The sequence below is a fragment of the Lacticaseibacillus brantae DSM 23927 genome, from assembly GCF_001436115.1.
In the GTDB taxonomy this organism is placed as follows: Bacteria; Bacillota; Bacilli; order Lactobacillales; family Lactobacillaceae; genus Lacticaseibacillus; species Lacticaseibacillus brantae.
The window spans coordinates 315,027-333,196 of record NZ_AYZQ01000002.1 but is presented as its reverse complement, the minus strand read 5'-3'; the positions used below and the strand labels follow the sequence as shown (position 1 = coordinate 333,196).

The 18,170-nt window shown below is 48.2% G+C and carries 13 protein-coding genes; all 13 read right to left on the bottom strand.

Going from position 1 to position 18,170, the window contains the following annotated elements:
* Positions 1 to 56: 56 nt before the first annotated feature.
* Positions 57 to 1,829 (bottom strand): glycoside hydrolase family 13 protein, encoded by a 1,773-nt coding sequence (locus FC34_RS05795; protein WP_057894451.1) that lies wholly within the window; start codon positions 1,827 to 1,829, stop codon positions 57 to 59.
* Positions 1,819 to 4,224, bottom strand: a complete 2,406-nt coding sequence (locus FC34_RS05790; protein ID WP_057894450.1) for a glycogen/starch/alpha-glucan phosphorylase — start codon at positions 4,222 to 4,224, stop codon at positions 1,819 to 1,821. Before FC34_RS05790 ends, FC34_RS05795 begins: the two co-directional genes overlap by 11 nt.
* 11 nt (positions 4,225 to 4,235) lie before the next feature.
* Complete coding sequence (glgA, locus tag FC34_RS05785; protein ID WP_057894449.1) at positions 4,236 to 5,669, bottom strand: glycogen synthase GlgA; 1,434 nt, start codon at positions 5,667 to 5,669, stop codon at positions 4,236 to 4,238.
* Entirely contained in the window at positions 5,666 to 6,823 is a 1,158-nt protein-coding gene (gene glgD / locus FC34_RS05780; RefSeq protein WP_057894448.1) for a glucose-1-phosphate adenylyltransferase subunit GlgD, read from the bottom strand. Before glgD ends, glgA begins: the two co-directional genes overlap by 4 nt.
* Positions 6,820 to 7,962 carry a glucose-1-phosphate adenylyltransferase gene (locus tag FC34_RS05775; RefSeq protein WP_057894447.1) on the bottom strand — a complete coding sequence of 381 codons (1,143 nt, stop codon included), beginning with the start codon at positions 7,960 to 7,962 and terminating at the stop codon, positions 6,820 to 6,822. Before FC34_RS05775 ends, glgD begins: the two co-directional genes overlap by 4 nt.
* Positions 7,952 to 9,817, bottom strand: coding sequence for a 1,4-alpha-glucan branching protein GlgB (gene glgB / locus FC34_RS05770; protein ID WP_057894446.1), 1,866 nt, complete (start codon positions 9,815 to 9,817; stop codon positions 7,952 to 7,954). Before glgB ends, FC34_RS05775 begins: the two co-directional genes overlap by 11 nt.
* Positions 9,818 to 9,998: 181 nt before the next feature.
* Positions 9,999 to 11,930, bottom strand: coding sequence for a fructose-bisphosphatase class III (locus FC34_RS05765; protein WP_057894445.1), 1,932 nt, complete (start codon positions 11,928 to 11,930; stop codon positions 9,999 to 10,001).
* Between the two features lie 269 nt (positions 11,931 to 12,199).
* Entirely contained in the window at positions 12,200 to 12,544 is a 345-nt protein-coding gene (locus tag FC34_RS05760) for an ArsR/SmtB family transcription factor (protein WP_057894444.1), read from the bottom strand.
* 99 nt (positions 12,545 to 12,643) lie between these two features.
* A complete protein-coding gene (locus FC34_RS05755; protein WP_057894443.1) occupies positions 12,644 to 13,420 on the bottom strand; it encodes an ABC transporter ATP-binding protein in 777 nt (258 codons plus the stop codon).
* A complete protein-coding gene (locus FC34_RS05750; RefSeq protein WP_057894442.1) occupies positions 13,417 to 14,313 on the bottom strand; it encodes an ABC transporter permease in 897 nt (298 codons plus the stop codon). The genes FC34_RS05755 and FC34_RS05750 overlap by 4 nt, the downstream gene beginning before the upstream one ends.
* A complete protein-coding gene (locus tag FC34_RS05745; RefSeq protein WP_057894441.1) occupies positions 14,313 to 15,272 on the bottom strand; it encodes an ABC transporter substrate-binding protein in 960 nt (319 codons plus the stop codon). The genes FC34_RS05750 and FC34_RS05745 overlap by 1 nt, the downstream gene beginning before the upstream one ends.
* A gap of 350 nt (positions 15,273 to 15,622) precedes the next feature.
* Positions 15,623 to 16,459, bottom strand: a complete 837-nt coding sequence (locus FC34_RS05740) for a YitT family protein (protein WP_057894440.1) — start codon at positions 16,457 to 16,459, stop codon at positions 15,623 to 15,625.
* A 120-nt stretch (positions 16,460 to 16,579) separates the two neighbouring features.
* Entirely contained in the window at positions 16,580 to 18,025 is a 1,446-nt protein-coding gene (locus tag FC34_RS05735; protein WP_057894439.1) for a catalase, read from the bottom strand.
* Positions 18,026 to 18,170: the final 145 nt, after the last annotated feature.

Genomic DNA, 18,170 nt, shown 5'->3' with positions numbered 1-18,170 from the left:
CCAAACTTGTCGGCAGACGCAAAAACGTCTTCGGCTCTGCTCGCCGAAGACGTTTTTTATTGGATTTCTGCCACGAGGGTTGCCCAAGGCTCAAGGCCGCGATTCAAAGGAATATACTGGCGCAAATGAACCGGTACCAGGGTTAAATCCGGATTGACGATGTGTTGCGCCTGTGGCGTCGTATTGACCACTATCAGGAGCCTCTGGTCTTCGCTGCTACGCAAATACCCAACACCACCAACGAAACTAAACGGGAACCAGCTCGCCGCGTTATCTAAAGCCGGCTGGGTATAACGCCGCTGAATAGCTTGCTGGTACATCGCTAAGACCGCTTGGTTCTCATGGCCCCAAGGATAAAATGCCCGATTGTCAGGATCGGGTCCCCCAACTAGGCCCACTTCATCCCCATAATAGATCACTGGGTTTCCCGGCAGCGTGAACAGCAAGGTAATAATGGCTTGGAGCTGCTGAAGATTGCCGTTCAAAGTCGTCAACACGCGGGGGGTGTCATGACTGTCCAGCAAATTGAAGTTGTGATCAAAAATCACCGCGGGATAGTTTTCTTTCAATGTCATCAATTGGCGAATAAACGCTTCAGGCATGAGGCGTTGCCCGATTAAGTCCAGCAACAACTGGCGGAGTGGGTAATTCATCGTGGCCTGCAGCTGATTGTCTTGGAAGTATGTGCGACGCTTGCCATAAGCGATTTTATGCGAGGCGTCTTCCCAAACTTCGCCAATCAGCAAACGGTTGGGAAATTGATTGAGCCGCTGGCGAATTGCGCTGACGAAATCATCCGCCAGCTCATCGACGACATCCAAGCGCCAGCCATCAACACCAAGGGCTGTCCAGTCGTTAACGACACCCTCTGAACCAGCAATAAAATGATGGAAATCTTGATTTTCCTTATTGACTGCCGGCAAATCGCGCACGCCCCACCAACTCGCGTAATCATCAGGAAAATGTTTAAACGTAAACCAGTCTGCGTAGGGGCTATCACGACGATTGGCTGCCCCAATGTTAGGATAGTCGCCAACTGCATTGAAGTAGCGCGAATCCGCTCCCACGTGATTAAAGACCCCATCCAAGATGAGATGCATGCCAGCGTGATGCACGGCCTGAACAAATGCTTTGAACTGGTCCAAATCGCCCAACATGGCGTCGATTTTCTCGTAATCACCTGTATCATACCGGTGATTGCTACGGGCTTCAAAGATTGGGCTTAGATACAGCACAGTCACCCCGCGGGCTTGGAGTAAGGGTAACGCCTGCTGAATTCCCAGCAGATTGCCACCATAAAAGTCCCAGCGCACAATCTCTCCCTGACTGTCACGAATGTAATAAGGGCGGTCCGTCTTTTGTCCATAGATAAAGCTATTTGGTTTCGGCGCTAAAACATGCCCATCAGCATTACCATTGCTAAAACGGTCCACAAAGATGTGGTAAACCAGCGCATTGTGCCACCAATCAGGGATTGTTTCAGTTTGGGCCATCACGGTTATTTGATAACGCTGTAACTGGTTAAAGTCAGCATAGTTCTGGCCTAATCCGCCAAATCCACCATCCACACAGCCATACCAAGTTGTCTGATCGGTTCGACGACTTTCGAATCCGTAGTACCAGAGGCCGGCGTCTGGTAAGGTCGCGCTTGCCTGCCAACCACTTGCTTGGTGGACAAAAGCAATTCTATCGGGCTTATCCCAATAGCCATCACGATACAGAAGCAACCAAATCGCGTCTTCCTCACTGGGCTTTAAGTTCCACGTAATAGTTGTCCCAACTAGGACCGCCCCAAACGGTTGGCGATCGGTAAACGAGTTATAATTCATGCCGATTCACCTGGTTTTCAGGGGTAACATGCCAAATATCGCGCGCATAACCGGCGACCGTCAAATCCGAAGAGAAACGGCCACTAGCGGCGAGATTGGCCACCACCATTTTACCCCAGGCCTCTGGACGTAAGTACAGTTCATCAAGTCGTGCCCCCGCATCCAGATAGGCTTTCAAATCAGCCAAGACAAAGTATTCATCATTATATTGAATCAATGACTGATAAATATCTTGACCTTCAACCTCAATACCTGGAATCGTACCGTCAATCAAAGCTGACACAATGCGATGGATGCGAGGATCGCGTTCAAATAAATCACGCGCGGAGTAATCGAAATTTCGTTGATGCTGCAGGACTTGTTCACTCGAAAGCCCGAAGGTCATCATGTTAGCTGCCCCAACAGCGTCATAAATTTCAATATTGGCGCCATCCATCGTGGCCAAAGTCACTGCGCCTGTGGCCATTAACTTCATGTTGCTGGTCCCGCTGGCTTCTTTACCTGCCAACGAAATCTGTTCAGACACATCGGCTGCCGCAATAATGCGTTCCGCCAAAGACACACTGTAGTTCGGTAGGAAGGCGACCTGTAATTGTTGATTGACCTCTGGATCATGATTAATCAAGTCAGCCGTCGCATTGATAGCTTTAATAATCTCCTTGGCATAGTAATAGCCTGGCGCCGCCTTGGCCGCAAAGATATGCACATACTTCGGGCCACCGGCTAAGCCTGCCTTGAGCGTTTGATACTGGTCGATAATGCGCAACAAGTGAAGCAACTGCCGCTTATACGCATGTAGGCGCTTGATTTGGACATCAAACATGGCATCGGTGGCAATGGACAAACCCACGGTCCGTTTGACGTACGCTGCCAATGATCGCTTATTCTTCAACTTTGCTGCCGCCAATTTATGCAGAAACTTCGGTTGGTCGGCAAAAGGCTGCAATGCTTCAATGGCTAGTGGAGAGCGCCGCCAATCGGAGCCGATTGTTTTATCCAGTAACTTAGCTAATGGACGATTAGCCAACTGAACCCAGCGCCGCAAAGTAATGCCATTTGTTTGATTGCTGAAGCGCTCAGGCACCAATTGGTACCAACCGCTCAAGACACTCTCTTCAAGCAGGCGCGTGTGTAGGGCCGCCACACCGTTTACGGCATGACTCCCCCAAACCGCGAGATAGGCCATCCGCACCATATTGTGGCCCAACGGTGCAATACTGTCGATTAGTGCTGGGTCGGCATCGTGATACGCGCTGCGGAATCGGTGATCGATTTCTTGAATGATTTGATAAATTCGTGGCAAGAGTGGCGCAAACAAATCAATGGACCAGGTTTCCAAGGCCTCCTGCAATAACGTATGGTTGGTGTAACTCATCACCTGCACCGTGATGGCCCAGGCGCTATCCCAATCAAGGCGCACTTCATCGAGCAAGAGGCGCATCAATTCCGGAATCGCCATGGCAGGATGAGTGTCATTGATATGCACTGCCACCGTCTGCGCGAACTGAGTAAAATCTTGATGTGTTTTACGATAATGGCGCACGATACTTTGCAGACCCGCCGAAACCAAAAAGTATTCCTGGCGCAATCGCAACCGCCGCCCAGCTTCAGTCGAGTCATCTGGATAGAGGCTTTGCGAAATGGCACTAATTTCTTCACGTTGTGCCACCGTTAACGGTTGGCCCATAGCTGGCGGCTCCGCTTGCCACAGCCGCATCGTATTGACGTGGCCATTGCGATACCCAATTTGAGGGATGTCGTATGGCACTGCCAGTACATTTTCCGTATGCCGATATTGGGCTAATAAGCGGCCATCCGCGCTAGGCAGCAAATTAACCTCACCGCCAAAGCGCACAACTACCGCTCGTTCAATCTTGCGTGTTTCCCAGACGTAGCCGTTTCGGAGCCAGTCGTCAGGCAGCTCAACTTGGTAGCCATTAAGAAAATCTTGTTTGAATAGCCCAGTCTGATAGCGCAGGCCATTACCATTACCGTTAATCCCAATGGACGCCATCGCATCAAGAAATGATGAAGCCAACCGGCCCAGGCCACCATTGCCCAGACCAGGATCAACCTCCATTCCGAGCACACGTTTGAAGTTCAGCCCCATTTCTTTGAAGGCGCGTTCGACGGTCGTTAGAATTCCCAGATTCAACAAGTTCGTCGCTAACATACGCCCGGGCAAGAACTCAATCGAAAAATAATAGATTTGTTTCTCATTGTTATGGTCAACGGCTTGTTTGGTTTGCGACCAGTCACTGGCGCTATAGCGCTTGACCAGACTTGCGAGCGCCGCAAACTGTTGGTCTAAACTAGCTGTCTGCCACGATTCCGCAAACAACTGCAAGACTTCTTCTTTATAGGCGCGTTCAAATTCACTGACTGTTAAAGCCACCCTACTTCACCTCATATCAACGCGGTATATCCTGCTAAATACTGCTGAGCAGCATGAGTCCAACTGAAATCCTCAGCCATTGCTTGACTTTGCATGCTCAGATACTTGGCTTGATTCTGCGTATAATCTACTGTTGCTTGGTTCATCAATTGACCCAAGACCTCAGGCCGAAAATCCCAAAAAATGTAGCCAGTCCCAATACCAGTCGTCTCATCATAAGCTTTGACGGAATCACGCAGGCCACCCGTCTCGTGGACAATCGGAATAGTGCCATAACGCATTGCCATCATCTGAGACAGCCCACTGGGCTCAAAAGCACTCGGCATCAAGAAAAAGTCTGCGCCGGCATAGATCTTCCGGGCAACATTTTCGTCAAAAGCCAATCGAATTCGCAGCTGGTCCGGAAATTGCGGCTGCAAAGCCAATAACTGGTTCTCTAAATCAGGATCACCGGTCCCCAAAATGATCACTTGTGCATCTAATTGGTGTAACTGACTTTGCAACGCGGCAATGACCAAATCGACCCCTTTTTGGCGGGTGAGCCGGGTTACCATGCCAAAGACTGGCCGGTTGCCCTCCGGCAATTGGAAGAGCCGCTGTAAATCGTGCTTATCAATAACTTTGCCCTGCAAATCCGTTGCAGAATATGACCCAGCCAGGGCTTGATCAGTGGCCGGGTTGTAGAGCGCCGTATCAATTCCATTCAGAATTCCTTGTAACTGCACGCCGCGACTGCGTAACGCCGCATCCAGGCCCTCGCCCCAATAGGGTTGCTGAATTTCTCGAGCGTAACTTGGACTGACTGTTGAGACCACGTCGGCGAAATCAATCCCACCCTTGAGATAATTGACCGCACCATCTTTAGCAAAACCAGTTTCGTTAAAGTAACGTCTCCCAATACCAAAGACCGTATCAAGGACGCTTTCCGGGAACACACCCTGAAACTGCAAATTGTGGATCGTCAGCTGGGTTTTGATTTTGGCATAGGGCGCAATCCAAGCGTATTTCTCTTCCAACAAAACCGGAATCATCGCTGTGTGCCAGTCGTTGGCGTGGATGATATCAGGAATCCAATCAATCACCTGCAGCATCTCAATGAGTGCCAGTTGGAAGAAACCAAATCGCCCGCCATCGTCCCACTCACCATAAAGCTGATCTCGGCCAAAAAATTCTTCATTGTCAATGAAATAGACAGGGACGGCCCCCAATTTCATGGTTTTAATCCCGACATAGACTGCTCGGCCGCCAAAATCGACACTGAAATGGCCCAAGTCGGACACATCGGCGATTAAATGGTCAGGGAAAAGGTGTGAATAGTAGGGCAAAACCACTCGAATATCGACACCCAGTTGTTGCAATGCTTTTGGCAGCGCATAGGCAACATCCCCCAGCCCACCGACCTTGTAGAATGGCGCACCTTCTGCCGCGGCAAAGAGTACTTTCATGCGCGTACCCCCTGGGCTTGGAAGACCCGTTGGTTTTTACTGAAGATTAACGGTTTCTCCGGCGTGCCTTCTAAGGTGAGATTGGGACCGATAACAACACCTTTGTCCAAAATGGCATATCGGACCGTTGACCCAGCGCTAACCTTGCTACCTTGCATGATGATGCTGTGGGACACGACTGCATCGCGATGCACCACAACATTTCGGAAAATCACGCTATGATCAATCTCACCTTCAATATAGCCACCAGTTCCTAACAAGCTCGATTCAATTCGCGAATCACCTGCTAGAAAGGTCGGCACTTCATTCTTGCTCTTCGTTTGGATTGGGCGCGAACTGAACAGGAGTGCCTGATAGTTATTCTCATCAAGCATGGCCATATTCGCGGCAAAGTAGCGCGGAATTGAAGTGATTGGTGACAGGTACCCTGTATATTCAAAAGCATTCGCATTATTTTCCAACACTGCTTCGCGGAGCAACTGTGACAGATGGCGGAAGTTAGGCGCCTCACTGGCACTAACCAACATGTCAATCAAATCTTGGGTTTCTAAGAAGTAGACATCCATAAACAGCGGTAACTTCTCGGTATTAGGATCGCCATGATGATTCTTCGCCAAAACCACGCTACTGGTCGTGCCCAATTCAGACAGTTCCAAGGTCCAGTCATTGGCCTCCACCAGGTTCCGGTTAACCTGCTTATAGACGGTGGTGATGCGACTGTTGCCCAGCCGGTGGTAGGCCATAACGGCATTAATATCAATGTTGGCAACATTGCTTGTGCCCATAATAACCGTGTACTGGGTATCAGATTTGCGCAAGAATTGAATATAGTCATCGTAGTAGCGACTGCGAACAATAGGGCTATCGTAATCTTTCTCGGCAATATACGGAAAAGTGAATACCCCACCTTGTAAGGCATCGAGATTCCAAGCTGCTCCGCTTCGCAAGTGATCTTGAACTGAACGGCCAGAGCGCGGCAGAAACAGGCCGACACTTTTGATACTGGCATTGTCGATTGCTGAAAGTGGAAAATCAATTAGCCGATAGCGCCCGGCAAAAGGCAAAGTGCCAATCGGCCGAAACTCAGTCAACGGCCGCAGTGCTTCGTCAGGTTCATTGAGGTCAATGACCGCTGTAACTACCCCAGTTTTCATTCTTTTTCCTTCCTTCCCAGAATCTCCCCGTAACCAACCACCGCAATGTCATCGGGCTTGCCGATGACTTCTCCGCCGTCACCAACAATTGCATTCTCACCAATGATGGCATGATCAACCACGACATTCTTGCCAATGACCACATTGGGCATTAGCATGCTGTCTTTAATCACTGCACCCTCGCCGATTTTGACGTTTTGACTCAAGATACTGTGCGTTACCGTGCCAGCAATATAGTCGCCATCGACCACCATCGCGCGCCGCACGTGGGCGCTGGCTGTTAGAAACATCGGTGGCAGAGCTGAGACTTGCGAATAAATCCGCCAATTGCGATCCCCAATGTTCAAAGGATTATGGGGTGATAGAAATTCCATATTGGCTTCCCATAAACTTTGAATCGTCCCAACATCTTTCCAATAGCCGTTGAAGGCATACGCAAACGTGGCTTCGTTGTGAGCCAAATAGGTTGGGATGACGTCTTTACCGAAATCCTCCAACTGACTGTCGGTGGCATAGCTAGCAATCAAATACTGGCGCAGGATTTGCCAATCAAAGATATAAATCCCCATCGAGGCCAGATTGCTTTTGGGGGCTTTAGGTTTCTCTTCAAACTGGATAATCCGGTCGGTATCATCGGTATTCATAATCCCAAACCGGCTCGCCTCAGACTTAGCCACCGGCATAACCCCAACGGTCAACGCAGCTTTCTTCTGCTTATGAAAGGCCAACATCCGCCGATAATCCATCTTGTAGATATGGTCGCCAGAGAGCACCAATAGGTAACGTGGCGCGTACGAATCAATATAGGCGATATTTTGGTAAATCGCGTGGGCCGTGCCCTCGAAGAATTTCTCACCTTCGCTTGAAGCGTATGGCTGCAGAATGGTGACCCCGGCATCTTTATCATTAAGGCCCCAGCTAGCACCATTTTGAATGTGGCGATTGAGTTCCAACGGTTGATACTGCGTAATCACCCCAACGGTATTGACTTCAGAGTTGGCTAGATTACTCAAGGTAAAATCAATAATGCGGTAGCGCCCGCCGAAAGGGACTGACGGTTTAGCCGTATTCTTGGTTAACTTTCCCAAACGTGTGCCCTGTCCTCCTGCCAAAATCATCCCTAACATTTCAGTTGCCATAATTCTCCCCCTTGGCCTGCGCCAACTCCAAATCCACATCATCAGTGACATACCCCAAAATCAAAGCGCCTAATGCTGGCAAAAGTACCTCTATTTCATTTTCCGACGCAACATAAGTGGCCTCAGTCTTAGTCCAAGTCCCACCAAACTGGGCACTTTCGGTGTTCACTAAAACCCGGTACCGCCCCGGATATGGGACCTGAATCTTAAAGTGCTGGTGCTCGCCTGGTAGAAAATTGAAGACCACAACCACAGTAGTTGCCGGATCCCGTCCGCGGATAAAACTCAAGCCCACCGGCGAATCCGCCTGCGTAATCGTCATCGCCTCATCGGCGGCCCAGAGACTTGATTCTGTCAAATACAGATGATTTAACGTCCGCGTAAAGTGCTGCATGCCGCGATTCAACAGATCGTCTAAGTCCACCCACTCCAGTCCGCTGTAATCCCGCCATTCTAAGAACTGTCCCCATTCACTACCCATGAAGAGCAGCTTCTTACCAGGAAAAGTCATTAACCACACCATCAGTACCCGCAAGTTGGCAAATTGGTTATAGCGATCCCCAGGCATTTTGTGCATCAATGACTTCTTACCGTGCACCACCTCGTCATGCGACAGCGGTAAGACAAAATGCTCATTAAACATATAGACAAATGAAAACGTCAATTGCTGCAAATGGGCGGCCCTTTCAGCAGGATCCCGCTCAAAAAAGGCTAAGGTATCATTCATCCAACCCATGTTCCACTTATAGTCAAACCCTAAACCGCCTGCTGAGACCGGTGCGGTCACTTGGGGATACGCGGAACTTTCTTCAGCAATCATGAGGCGGTGCTCCGGTAATTGCCCGACAATCGTATTGAGGCGTTTCAAAAATTCCGTGCCTTCTAAGTTTTCGTTCCCCCCGAAAACATTGACATCATTTTCCTTGCCCGCATCGTAATTCATATACAGCATATTCGAGACTGCATCGACGCGTAAGCCATCCAAGTGTGCAACTTTGAGCCAGAACATCGCGCTGCTAATCAAATAGCTTTGGACTTGATTCTTCCCCAAATCAAAGTTCCACGTCCCCCAGCGCACATTCTCTGCCCGATGTGGGTCTTGATACTCAAATGTTGGTGTGCCGTCAAACTGATACAGCACATCAGTATTCTTGATAAAATGCCCCGGCACCCAATCCATAATCACACCTAAACCGGCCACATGCGCCGCGTCCACAAACCGCAGAAAATCTTCCGGTGTCCCAAACCGGCTTGTTGGCGCAAAATAACCAAAGCTTTGATAGCCCCATGACGCATCCAGCAAGTGCTCGGTCAGTGGTAATAACTCAATATGCGTATAGCCCTGACTCACCGCATAGTCGATTAAACTATGCTGCATCTGAGCGTACGTTTGATATTGGCCATCTGTCTGGCGCATAAATGAGCCCAAGTGGACCTCATAGATGTTCATCGGGCGCTGACTAGTATCGGCCTGCTGCCACCAACTTTGGTCATGCCACGCAATCACGGGCACGTCCGCCAGTAGGGCCGCATCCCCTGGCTTGGGCTCAAAAGCAAAGCCGAACGGATCCACTTTGAGTTGCGTTTGACCATCTGGACCAGTCACGGCGAACTTGTAATGTTGACCGCGCTTACCGTTAAACGTGCCCAAAAACATGCCCGTTTGCGGCAAAGCCTTCAACGACTGGCCCTGCCAATCATTAAAGTCACCCACGATACTGACCGTAAGTGCATGTGGTGCCCAGACCACGGCTTGCCAGTCCCCTGGGGCCAGTTCATGCACGCCTAACCACGTATAACTTTCGAACAGCTCCCCTTTATTAAACAAATACAGCCAATCATCAATCTGTGACATTTGATCATCTCCCCCAAAAGCAGCACACCGGTATTGGGTTCATTATATCGCTAAAGCGCTTACAATAAAGTAAATTTTTTTCACTTTATTTATTCTATTATTATAATTTTACTATTCGTGTAATCAAACAAAGCACTTTAACTTTTGTTGTTGTTCCTTCGAGCGAACAATTTATCTAACATCAGGTTGGATAAGCCTCAGTTTCGGCTTGGCGCTCCTGCAATAATTGGTTCAGAACCTTGAGTTGGGCTCGCAGTGACCGGCCAATATCGGTTCCGGCGACGGTCCGCCGTTGCGCCACTTTTGCCACGACCTGGCGGGTGGAGACAATATCTGTCAGGTGGGCGATGGCCGCTGCCCGAGTGATAAATGGTTGATGTGTGACAAGTTGTAACCCATAAGAATTATCCAGCAGCGTATACCCGCCAATTCCGGTAGTTTTCTGATAGGGCTTGGAGAAGCCACCATCAATCACAATCATATGATTGTCTGCCATTGTCGGTGAAGTTCCCTTCTTCACCGGTGTGTGACCGTTAATGACACGACCACTCGCTTCCAGACCAAAGGCCACCAGTACTTTCTCGATGAACTGTAAGTCATGGCGTAGCTGATAGTACGGATTCTGAACTTCAACGTGTGTCGCCGGATCTGCCACATAATAACGCTCAAACGTAGTCATCTCCTGCTTGCCAAACAACGGCGAATAAGGTCCAGTCCAGAGATACCACAACAAGTCTGTCCCCAACGATGTCGCCCCTTGTGGGTTTGCGTAGGCAGCTCGAAGATTCTCTTCTAACGCCGTGAACAACGCTGGTCCAGCATATCTGTGACCATTGATGGTTAAGGCCGCAAACTCACCTTTAGCATCTACTGGCACACACCCGTGCAGCAGCAGGTTGCCATTGTTGCGCTTGTACATTGAACCGTGCGCCAGTAGAAAGTCCATATGGCGCCGCAACCGTTCTGAATGACGAAACGCTTGAATCAATTGGTTAACAACCGCCGCCTCTTCTGGCAGTAGCCGATACGGATCATCAATAGCAACCGTTTGAAAGTTCCCATTGGTCACGGGGTAGTCCTGATTGTTCAAATGAATAGTTTTATGGTCGGCGCTTAACCGAGACAACATCAAGCGATGCGCCATGTTAAATTCTGGACGCCGGTTAATTGCTGGACCTTCTAATTTAAACTGAATAATACTGATTACTTGGTGAATCTTGGCAATCTGCAGACGTTCCTCATCGCTGATGACCTGCTCGGGGGTAATTTGCGGCTGAAAAGCTGGATTATCCTGATAATAATGCTCGGCCAAACTAGCCAAATGCCGCAGATTAATCCCGTACGCATCCTCCAGAATCGATAAATTATTGTAGCGGGCCGAGATTCGAATCAAATTGGCAATACATAGCGGCGACCCAGCTGCACCACCCAGCCACAAAATGTCATGATTCCCCCATTGAATGTCGACGTAATCCTGGCGCCGAATGAGCGCCTCCATCACTTTGTCTGGCGCTGGCCCCCGATCATAAATATCCCCGACAATGTGATAGCGATCGACTGTCAGTCGCTGAATGCTGCGACAGGTTGCTTCTATCCAAGCATCAGCCTGACCCAAGTCAATCAAGTTCTTGATGATCTGCCCATAATACGCCAACTTATCAGGCGTCGTAGCATCGTTATAGAGTAACTCTTCAGTGATGTAGGCATATTCTGGTGCTAAAGCCTTGCGCAATTTGGATCGGGTGTACTTCGTGGCCGTATAAGCCAGTAAAGCAATCAGACGCTGAAATGTACTGAGATACCATTGCTGAAGATCATCCGCATCCAGTCTGGCTTTGATTGCAGCCAACCGTTCGCTGGGATAATAAACCAAAAAGGCAAACTCCTTGCGTGTCACCGGGGTCATTTCATCTTGAAATCTTTCGTTAATTTTCAGACTAATATTGCCGCTGCCATTACGCAGCACGTGCTGAAACGCATCATATTCGCCATGAATGTCACTCATAAAGCCCTCAGTCGGCTTGGGTAAATTCAAAATCGCACTCAAATTAATCATTTCAGTGGTAATCGCTGGTATCGTTCGATATTTCTGGCGCAATGCCGACTCCTCCATCAGTTATCCCGCTCCCTTTCATGTAGACCAATCTCATGAATTGAGTTCATTTTACCACCTTACTGACTAAAACTTATCTTTTTCTAAGTTATCCTTCTGGCTGTTTATTCAGTTGGTCCCTGTCATAACCGCAAAAGCCGTCCTGATTGATTGCCACAACAAAAAAACCACAGACCAATTTGGCCTGTGGCAGTAATTTGTACAAAGATAACCTAATATTTTTCTCTCGATAACCTGTGGTTCAAAAAAATTCTCACAAAATGACTTTTTTAATCTTTCTTTTGATATTGAGTTTTTAAGGCATCCAACAATCGACCCAACCGATTGATTGTGTCATCCAACGTCAGATAGTAATAGACAATATTACCAACCTGCCGCGAATCAACCATGCCGATATCCTTCAAAATCTTCAAATGATGTGACGTCGCAGGTTGAGATAGTCCAATCCGCTCAGCCAGTTCATTCACCATGATCCCTTGTTTATCAGTAACTGTTCCCAAGATAATGATGAGTTGTTGCCTGCTGGCGTTCGCCAAAGCATTCAAATGACCAATGTCTTGTTTGAATTCTGCTAAGGCTTCTTTTTGCGCCTCCAAATAACGCTTATCTTCCATACACAAGTCCCCTCAAATTTCTTTATACAAAACTACAAGGATATTGTAACCGAAATTTGAGATAAGGGTTGAATAAAGACTTAACGAAGTTTACTAAGGTTATAGAATTGTTCCATATTCAGAAAATATATTTTTTAAATCTGATACCGAAAGATTTTGCTTGTCTGTCCCGGCTGCCGCATAGACCACTTTGCCAGCCATCATCACAATTAGCCGATTACCATATTTGACAGCATCCTCTAAATTATGCGTAATCATTAATGTCGTTAGATGCTGGGACTGCACCAAATGATCTGTCAATGCCATCACGGTTTGGCTGGTTGCGGGATCTAAGGCCGCTGTGTGCTCGTCCAACAACAACAAATCCGGTTGCTTCAATGTCGCCATCAACAGTGTGATGGCCTGGCGTTGACCACCTGAGAGCCGGCCAATTTCGGTATTCAAGCGATTATCAAGGCCTAACCCCAATCCGGCCAGTTGGTTCTTAAAGAAATCCCGATCGCGCTTTTTGACGCCGCGGGCCCAGAAGTTGCGCCACTGGCCGCGCTGGTAAGCAACGGCCAGATTCTCTTCCACACTCAACAAGCCGGCAGTGCCTTGTCTTGGGTCTTGGAACACGCGACTCATATATGCCGCCCGTTTTGCCACATCATCATTCGTAATATCGTGATCTCGGACTTTAATTTGACCTGACACCACTGGCAGTGTGCCAGCAATACTGTTCAAAAGTGTGGTCTTCCCGGCCCCATTTCCACCTAAGATGACAAGAAAGTCGCCTTCGTCAAGCGTGAGATTAATGTCGTCTAACGCTTGGTAGGCGTTTGGCGTATGGGCATCAAAGACTTGGTTGAGTCGATTCACTTCTAAAACTGTCATTTTGCATCACCTCCAAATGAACGTTTATTCTGACGTTGCTGTTGTTTCAACCGAATTTGACGCTGAATCTTTGGTAAGGCCAAGAAGAGGGCCAACATTCCGGCGTAGAACAGCCGCAGACTGTTGGGATCAACCCCTAGATCAAGCACAAAAGCGATGATTAAGCGATAAATAATCGCGCCAATGATGATGGTCACCAACCGCATCCCAAACGTGAGATGGCGGAATAAAATTTCAGCGATAATGATGGCCGCCAGGGCAATCACAATTGTCCCAATCCCCATACTGATGTCGGCAAATCCGTTCATCTGCGCCATCAAGCTACCGGATAACGCAATCAAACCATTAGAAATCATGTAGACGAGAATCTGCATATTAGCTGGCTTGACCCCATTAGCCGCGCTCATGGCCGGATTATTCCCGACAGCCCGCGCTGCTAGACCCATTTCGGTATTGAAGAAGAAAATCAACAGCACAATCACAATGAGCACAAGACCGCCATTAATGACCAAAGCACTCGTCGTGGGATCAGGAATCACACTGTACACGGTCTTGATATCCCCCACTAAGGGAATATTAGCCTTGCCCATAATGAATAAGTTGACGGAGTATAAGCCAGTCATCGTTAAAATCCCAGTTAATAAATCAGGAATGTCTAATTTGTTTTTGAGTAGTCCCGACACCAAACCGGCAATCAATCCCCCCAGGAAACCGTACAGTGTTGCTAACACCGGACTGACGCCAGAGGTGAGCGCATGAGCGGTTAAAGCGCCGCCTAAAGGCAGGCTTCCTTCGGCAGTCATGTCCGCAATATCAAGAATTCGGAAGGTCAGGTAGACGCCGATGGCCATGACTGTCCACAGCAATCCCAGCGTAATACTCGTAATTAACATTATTTCACCGCCGCTTTCACATCGACATTAAAGACTTTGGCCAACTTATCATTCACAATAATCTTGGTCTTAGCTGGCTTCTCGACAGCCATCTCATTGACCTTTTTCCCTTTGAGAATTTTGACAGCCATTTTCGCCGTCTGGACGCCAAGATCTTTGTAATCAATCCCGTTAGTGGCCACACCACCTAATTGCACCATAGGACCGGTTGCCGGAATAACAGGGACTTTAATCTGTTCAGAGACTTTACCAACCGTCGCCATCGCAGCAGTCAATACATTGTCAGCTGGCATGTAGATGGCATCCACCTTGCCCTTCATACTGGTCATCACTTGTTGAACGTCATTGGTTGTCGCGACAGTTTTCTCAACTGCGGTCAAGTTGTGAGCTTTCAAGTATTTGCGGGCCAGTTTGATTTGGAACACGGAGTTTGGTTCTGCCGCGTTGAAAACTAACCCAATACGTTTCGCTTTAGGAAATAGTTGCTGCAACAGTTTCAACTGCCCGTTCACATCGACCATATCAGTCACGCCAGTCGCACCTTTATCTGGCTGATTTAAATTATTCACCAAGCCCGCAGACTTCGGGTCGGTAATGGCAGTAAACAGTAACGGCGTCTTGGGATCTGCCTTTTGTAAGGCTTGGGCAGCAGGCGTCGCGATGGCTAAATTGACATCATTGCCTTGTCCAGCCAGGCGTTGACTCATCGTACTGAGATTGCTCTGATCACCTTGGGCATTGACGTAATTAATCGTCAGGTTCTTGCCAGTTTTGTAGCCTTCCTTAGATAATTCTTGTTCAAATCCCTTGCGCGCCGCATCGAGCGCTGATTGATCAATCAACTGCAAAATACCAACTTTTGCCTGACCTGAGCCATTCTTGGTGTTCTTACCACATGCTGCTAATCCAATTGCTAAGGTGGCCACCGCGGCCGCCATGACTAAATGTTTCAACTTCATCATTCATTCCTCCATTTTTTTCGCGAGATACAAAAAAGCCAGCCACGAGAATCTTCCTGTGGCTGGCCATTTATTTTCCGGAAAAAAAGGGCCACATGGAAAGATTCTCTCCATGTGGCGTTTAATTGCATCGTTAAATGCTACGACCATCATGGATACAAGCGAGTGGCTTGCATCCAAGACGCAAACCGCTATCCGTAATAGCCGTAGTAATACGCGTTATTTAGTTGTGTGAATGTACTTGTCATCATATTCAACACTCCTATCGCCCATCTGGTGGGTATGTTAGCTAGTTTGGCAGAACAACATCGCCTTGTCAATAATTTTATTCATTTAATTCTCATCAAAAATTAAACGAAACTACCCCCATGCACTTCAGTCGCCTCTGTTACCAGCATGAACGCCTCTGGGTCAGCCGCGTGGACAGTGTCCACTAATCGTTTGAAATCGGTCTGTTCGACCACCACCATCAGCATCTCGCGCTGGTCATTTGAGAAGCCACCAGTCACATGCTGAATGGTCATACCATGGGCCAAGTCAGCCTGAATATTTTGCTTGACGGCGTCGCCACGCGCTGTACTCATGATATAGACAGCCTTTTTGCGATCCAAGCCAGTTTCGACATAATTCATGACAATGCTGGTTAAGACAATTGAGAAAATCGCTAAAATGAAGGCTTCAGTGCCCGCAACAGGTAAGTTGAACGATGCGACAATTAAATCAATTCCCAATAAGCCAATAGCAGGTTTGAGCCCGAAATATTTCTTGAAAATCAGTGGTGGAACAGTGGTCCCACCACTGGAAGCATCAATCCGATAGAGCATCGCTACCCCAATGGCAAACACCACACTCCCGACAATAATCGCGAGCAGGCGATCTTGCACAATCATGATTTGTGGGGTTACTGCCAACAAAATCGGCAAGGTCACGCTGCCCAGCAGAATCCGTTTCGTGGTCGCACGGTCGAGCAAGAACCATGCCAACACTAACATCACTGCATTCACCGCTAAAGTAGTCAGGCCCACCGGCACATTGGCCAGTTCTTGTACCAGAATCGCAATCCCGGTCGCACCGCCCGCAGCCACCCCATGAGGTGCAAAAAACAGATTAATACTCAAGGCAATTATTTCTAACGCCACCAACATAATTACTGGCTTCATTTCTGATCGATTTAAAAATTGACGCATCCGGTCACTTCCTTCATTTAATTTTTTCGTATTATAATCATACCATAAATCTAATGGATGACGCAAGAAAACGGTATGGTAGCAGAATTTAGCCACCATACCGTTGTTTGAGAACCCTAATTATTGTGCCACTTCATTCATGTCTAAGCCAATCGCCTTAGCCACGCGTTCACCATAATCGTGGTCAGCCAAGTAGAACTGACGCGTCTCGAGAACCTTATCTTCATGACTATTAATACTGCCTAAGCCAGCGGCGATAGTCTTAATTAACCGATCTTGTTCATCTGGTGTCATAAGGCGATAAAGCTTACCCGCGGCAGAATAGTAGTCCGTGTCGTAAGGCTTATAGTTGCCAATTTCGCCTTCAACTTGATCTTGATGAATCCGCGCACTGTGGTCTTCCACTGGGCCATCTTGACCATTTGGCTCGTAGTTGACCGAACCATCTTGGCCTTGAGCCATGAACCCATCGCGGGCGTAATTGTGAACCGGGTTGACCGGCCGATTAACTGGCAACTGTTCATAATTTGCCCCCAGACGGTAACGTTCAGCATCCTTGTAACCAAAGAGCCGGCCTTGCAATAACTTATCTGGTGAAGCCTCAATCCCAGGCACAAAGTTTGCTGGTGAGAAGGCTGCTTCTTCAATGTCATCAAAGAAGTTAGTTGGGTTTTCATTGAGTGTGAATCGGCCGACTTCAATCAATGGATAGTCTTTATGGGAAACCACCTTAGTCACGTCAAAAATGTCCGCTGGATAATCCAGGCCTTCTTGGTATGGCAAGATTTGCACATAAACTGTCCATGATGGGAAGTTGCCAGATTCAATGGCATCAAATAATTCATCTTGCAAATAGTCGGTATTTTCGCCGGCGACTTTAGCCGCCACTTCATCCGTCATATTCTGAACGCCCTGGTCACTGATAAAGTGATACTTCACCCAGAAAGCTTCACCCTCGGCATTGACCCACTTGAAGGTGTGGCTACCATACCCGTTCATCGTCCGATAACTGGCCGGATTACCGCGGTCGCCCATCAGGTAAGTCACTTGATGCACGGACTCTGGTGAATGAGCCCAGAAATCCCATTGCATATTCTGATCCCGCCGGTGGGTCCGAGGGTCCCGCTTCTGCGAGTGGATGAAGTCTGGAAACTTCAGAGGATCGTTCACGAAGAAGACTGGGGTGTTATTCCCCACAATGTCATAGTTACCTTCTTGAGTATAAAAGCGCAGGGCGAATCCACGGACATCACGAATCGTGTCCGGATAACCCGCTTCACCAGCCACTTGAGAGAACCGCAACAGAATTGGTGTTTCTTTGCCAACCCCGTTGAAGACATCGGCTTTGGTGTAAGCACTCATGTCATGGGTGAGCTTGAAGACACCCTTTGCACCAGCACCCTTTGCATGCACAACCCGTTCAGGAATACGTTCCCGATTAAAGTGCGCTAACTTTTCAAGTAAAGTGTAATCCTGAATCAAGACTGGACCACGCCGGCCTGCCGTCAATGAGTGATTGTTGTCTGCCCATGGTTGGCCTTCGCCAGTGGTTAATTTCTCTGCCATAATTTATCTCCAGCTTTCCTTAAAATTGACAAGCGCACCTGTCGATTGTCATACTATACCGCCAAGAAAAATATGACAAATTTTTTATCTTTGAATTCTGGAATCAGGAATATTCGTCAATAATTTCACAAATTTTTGCACAAAT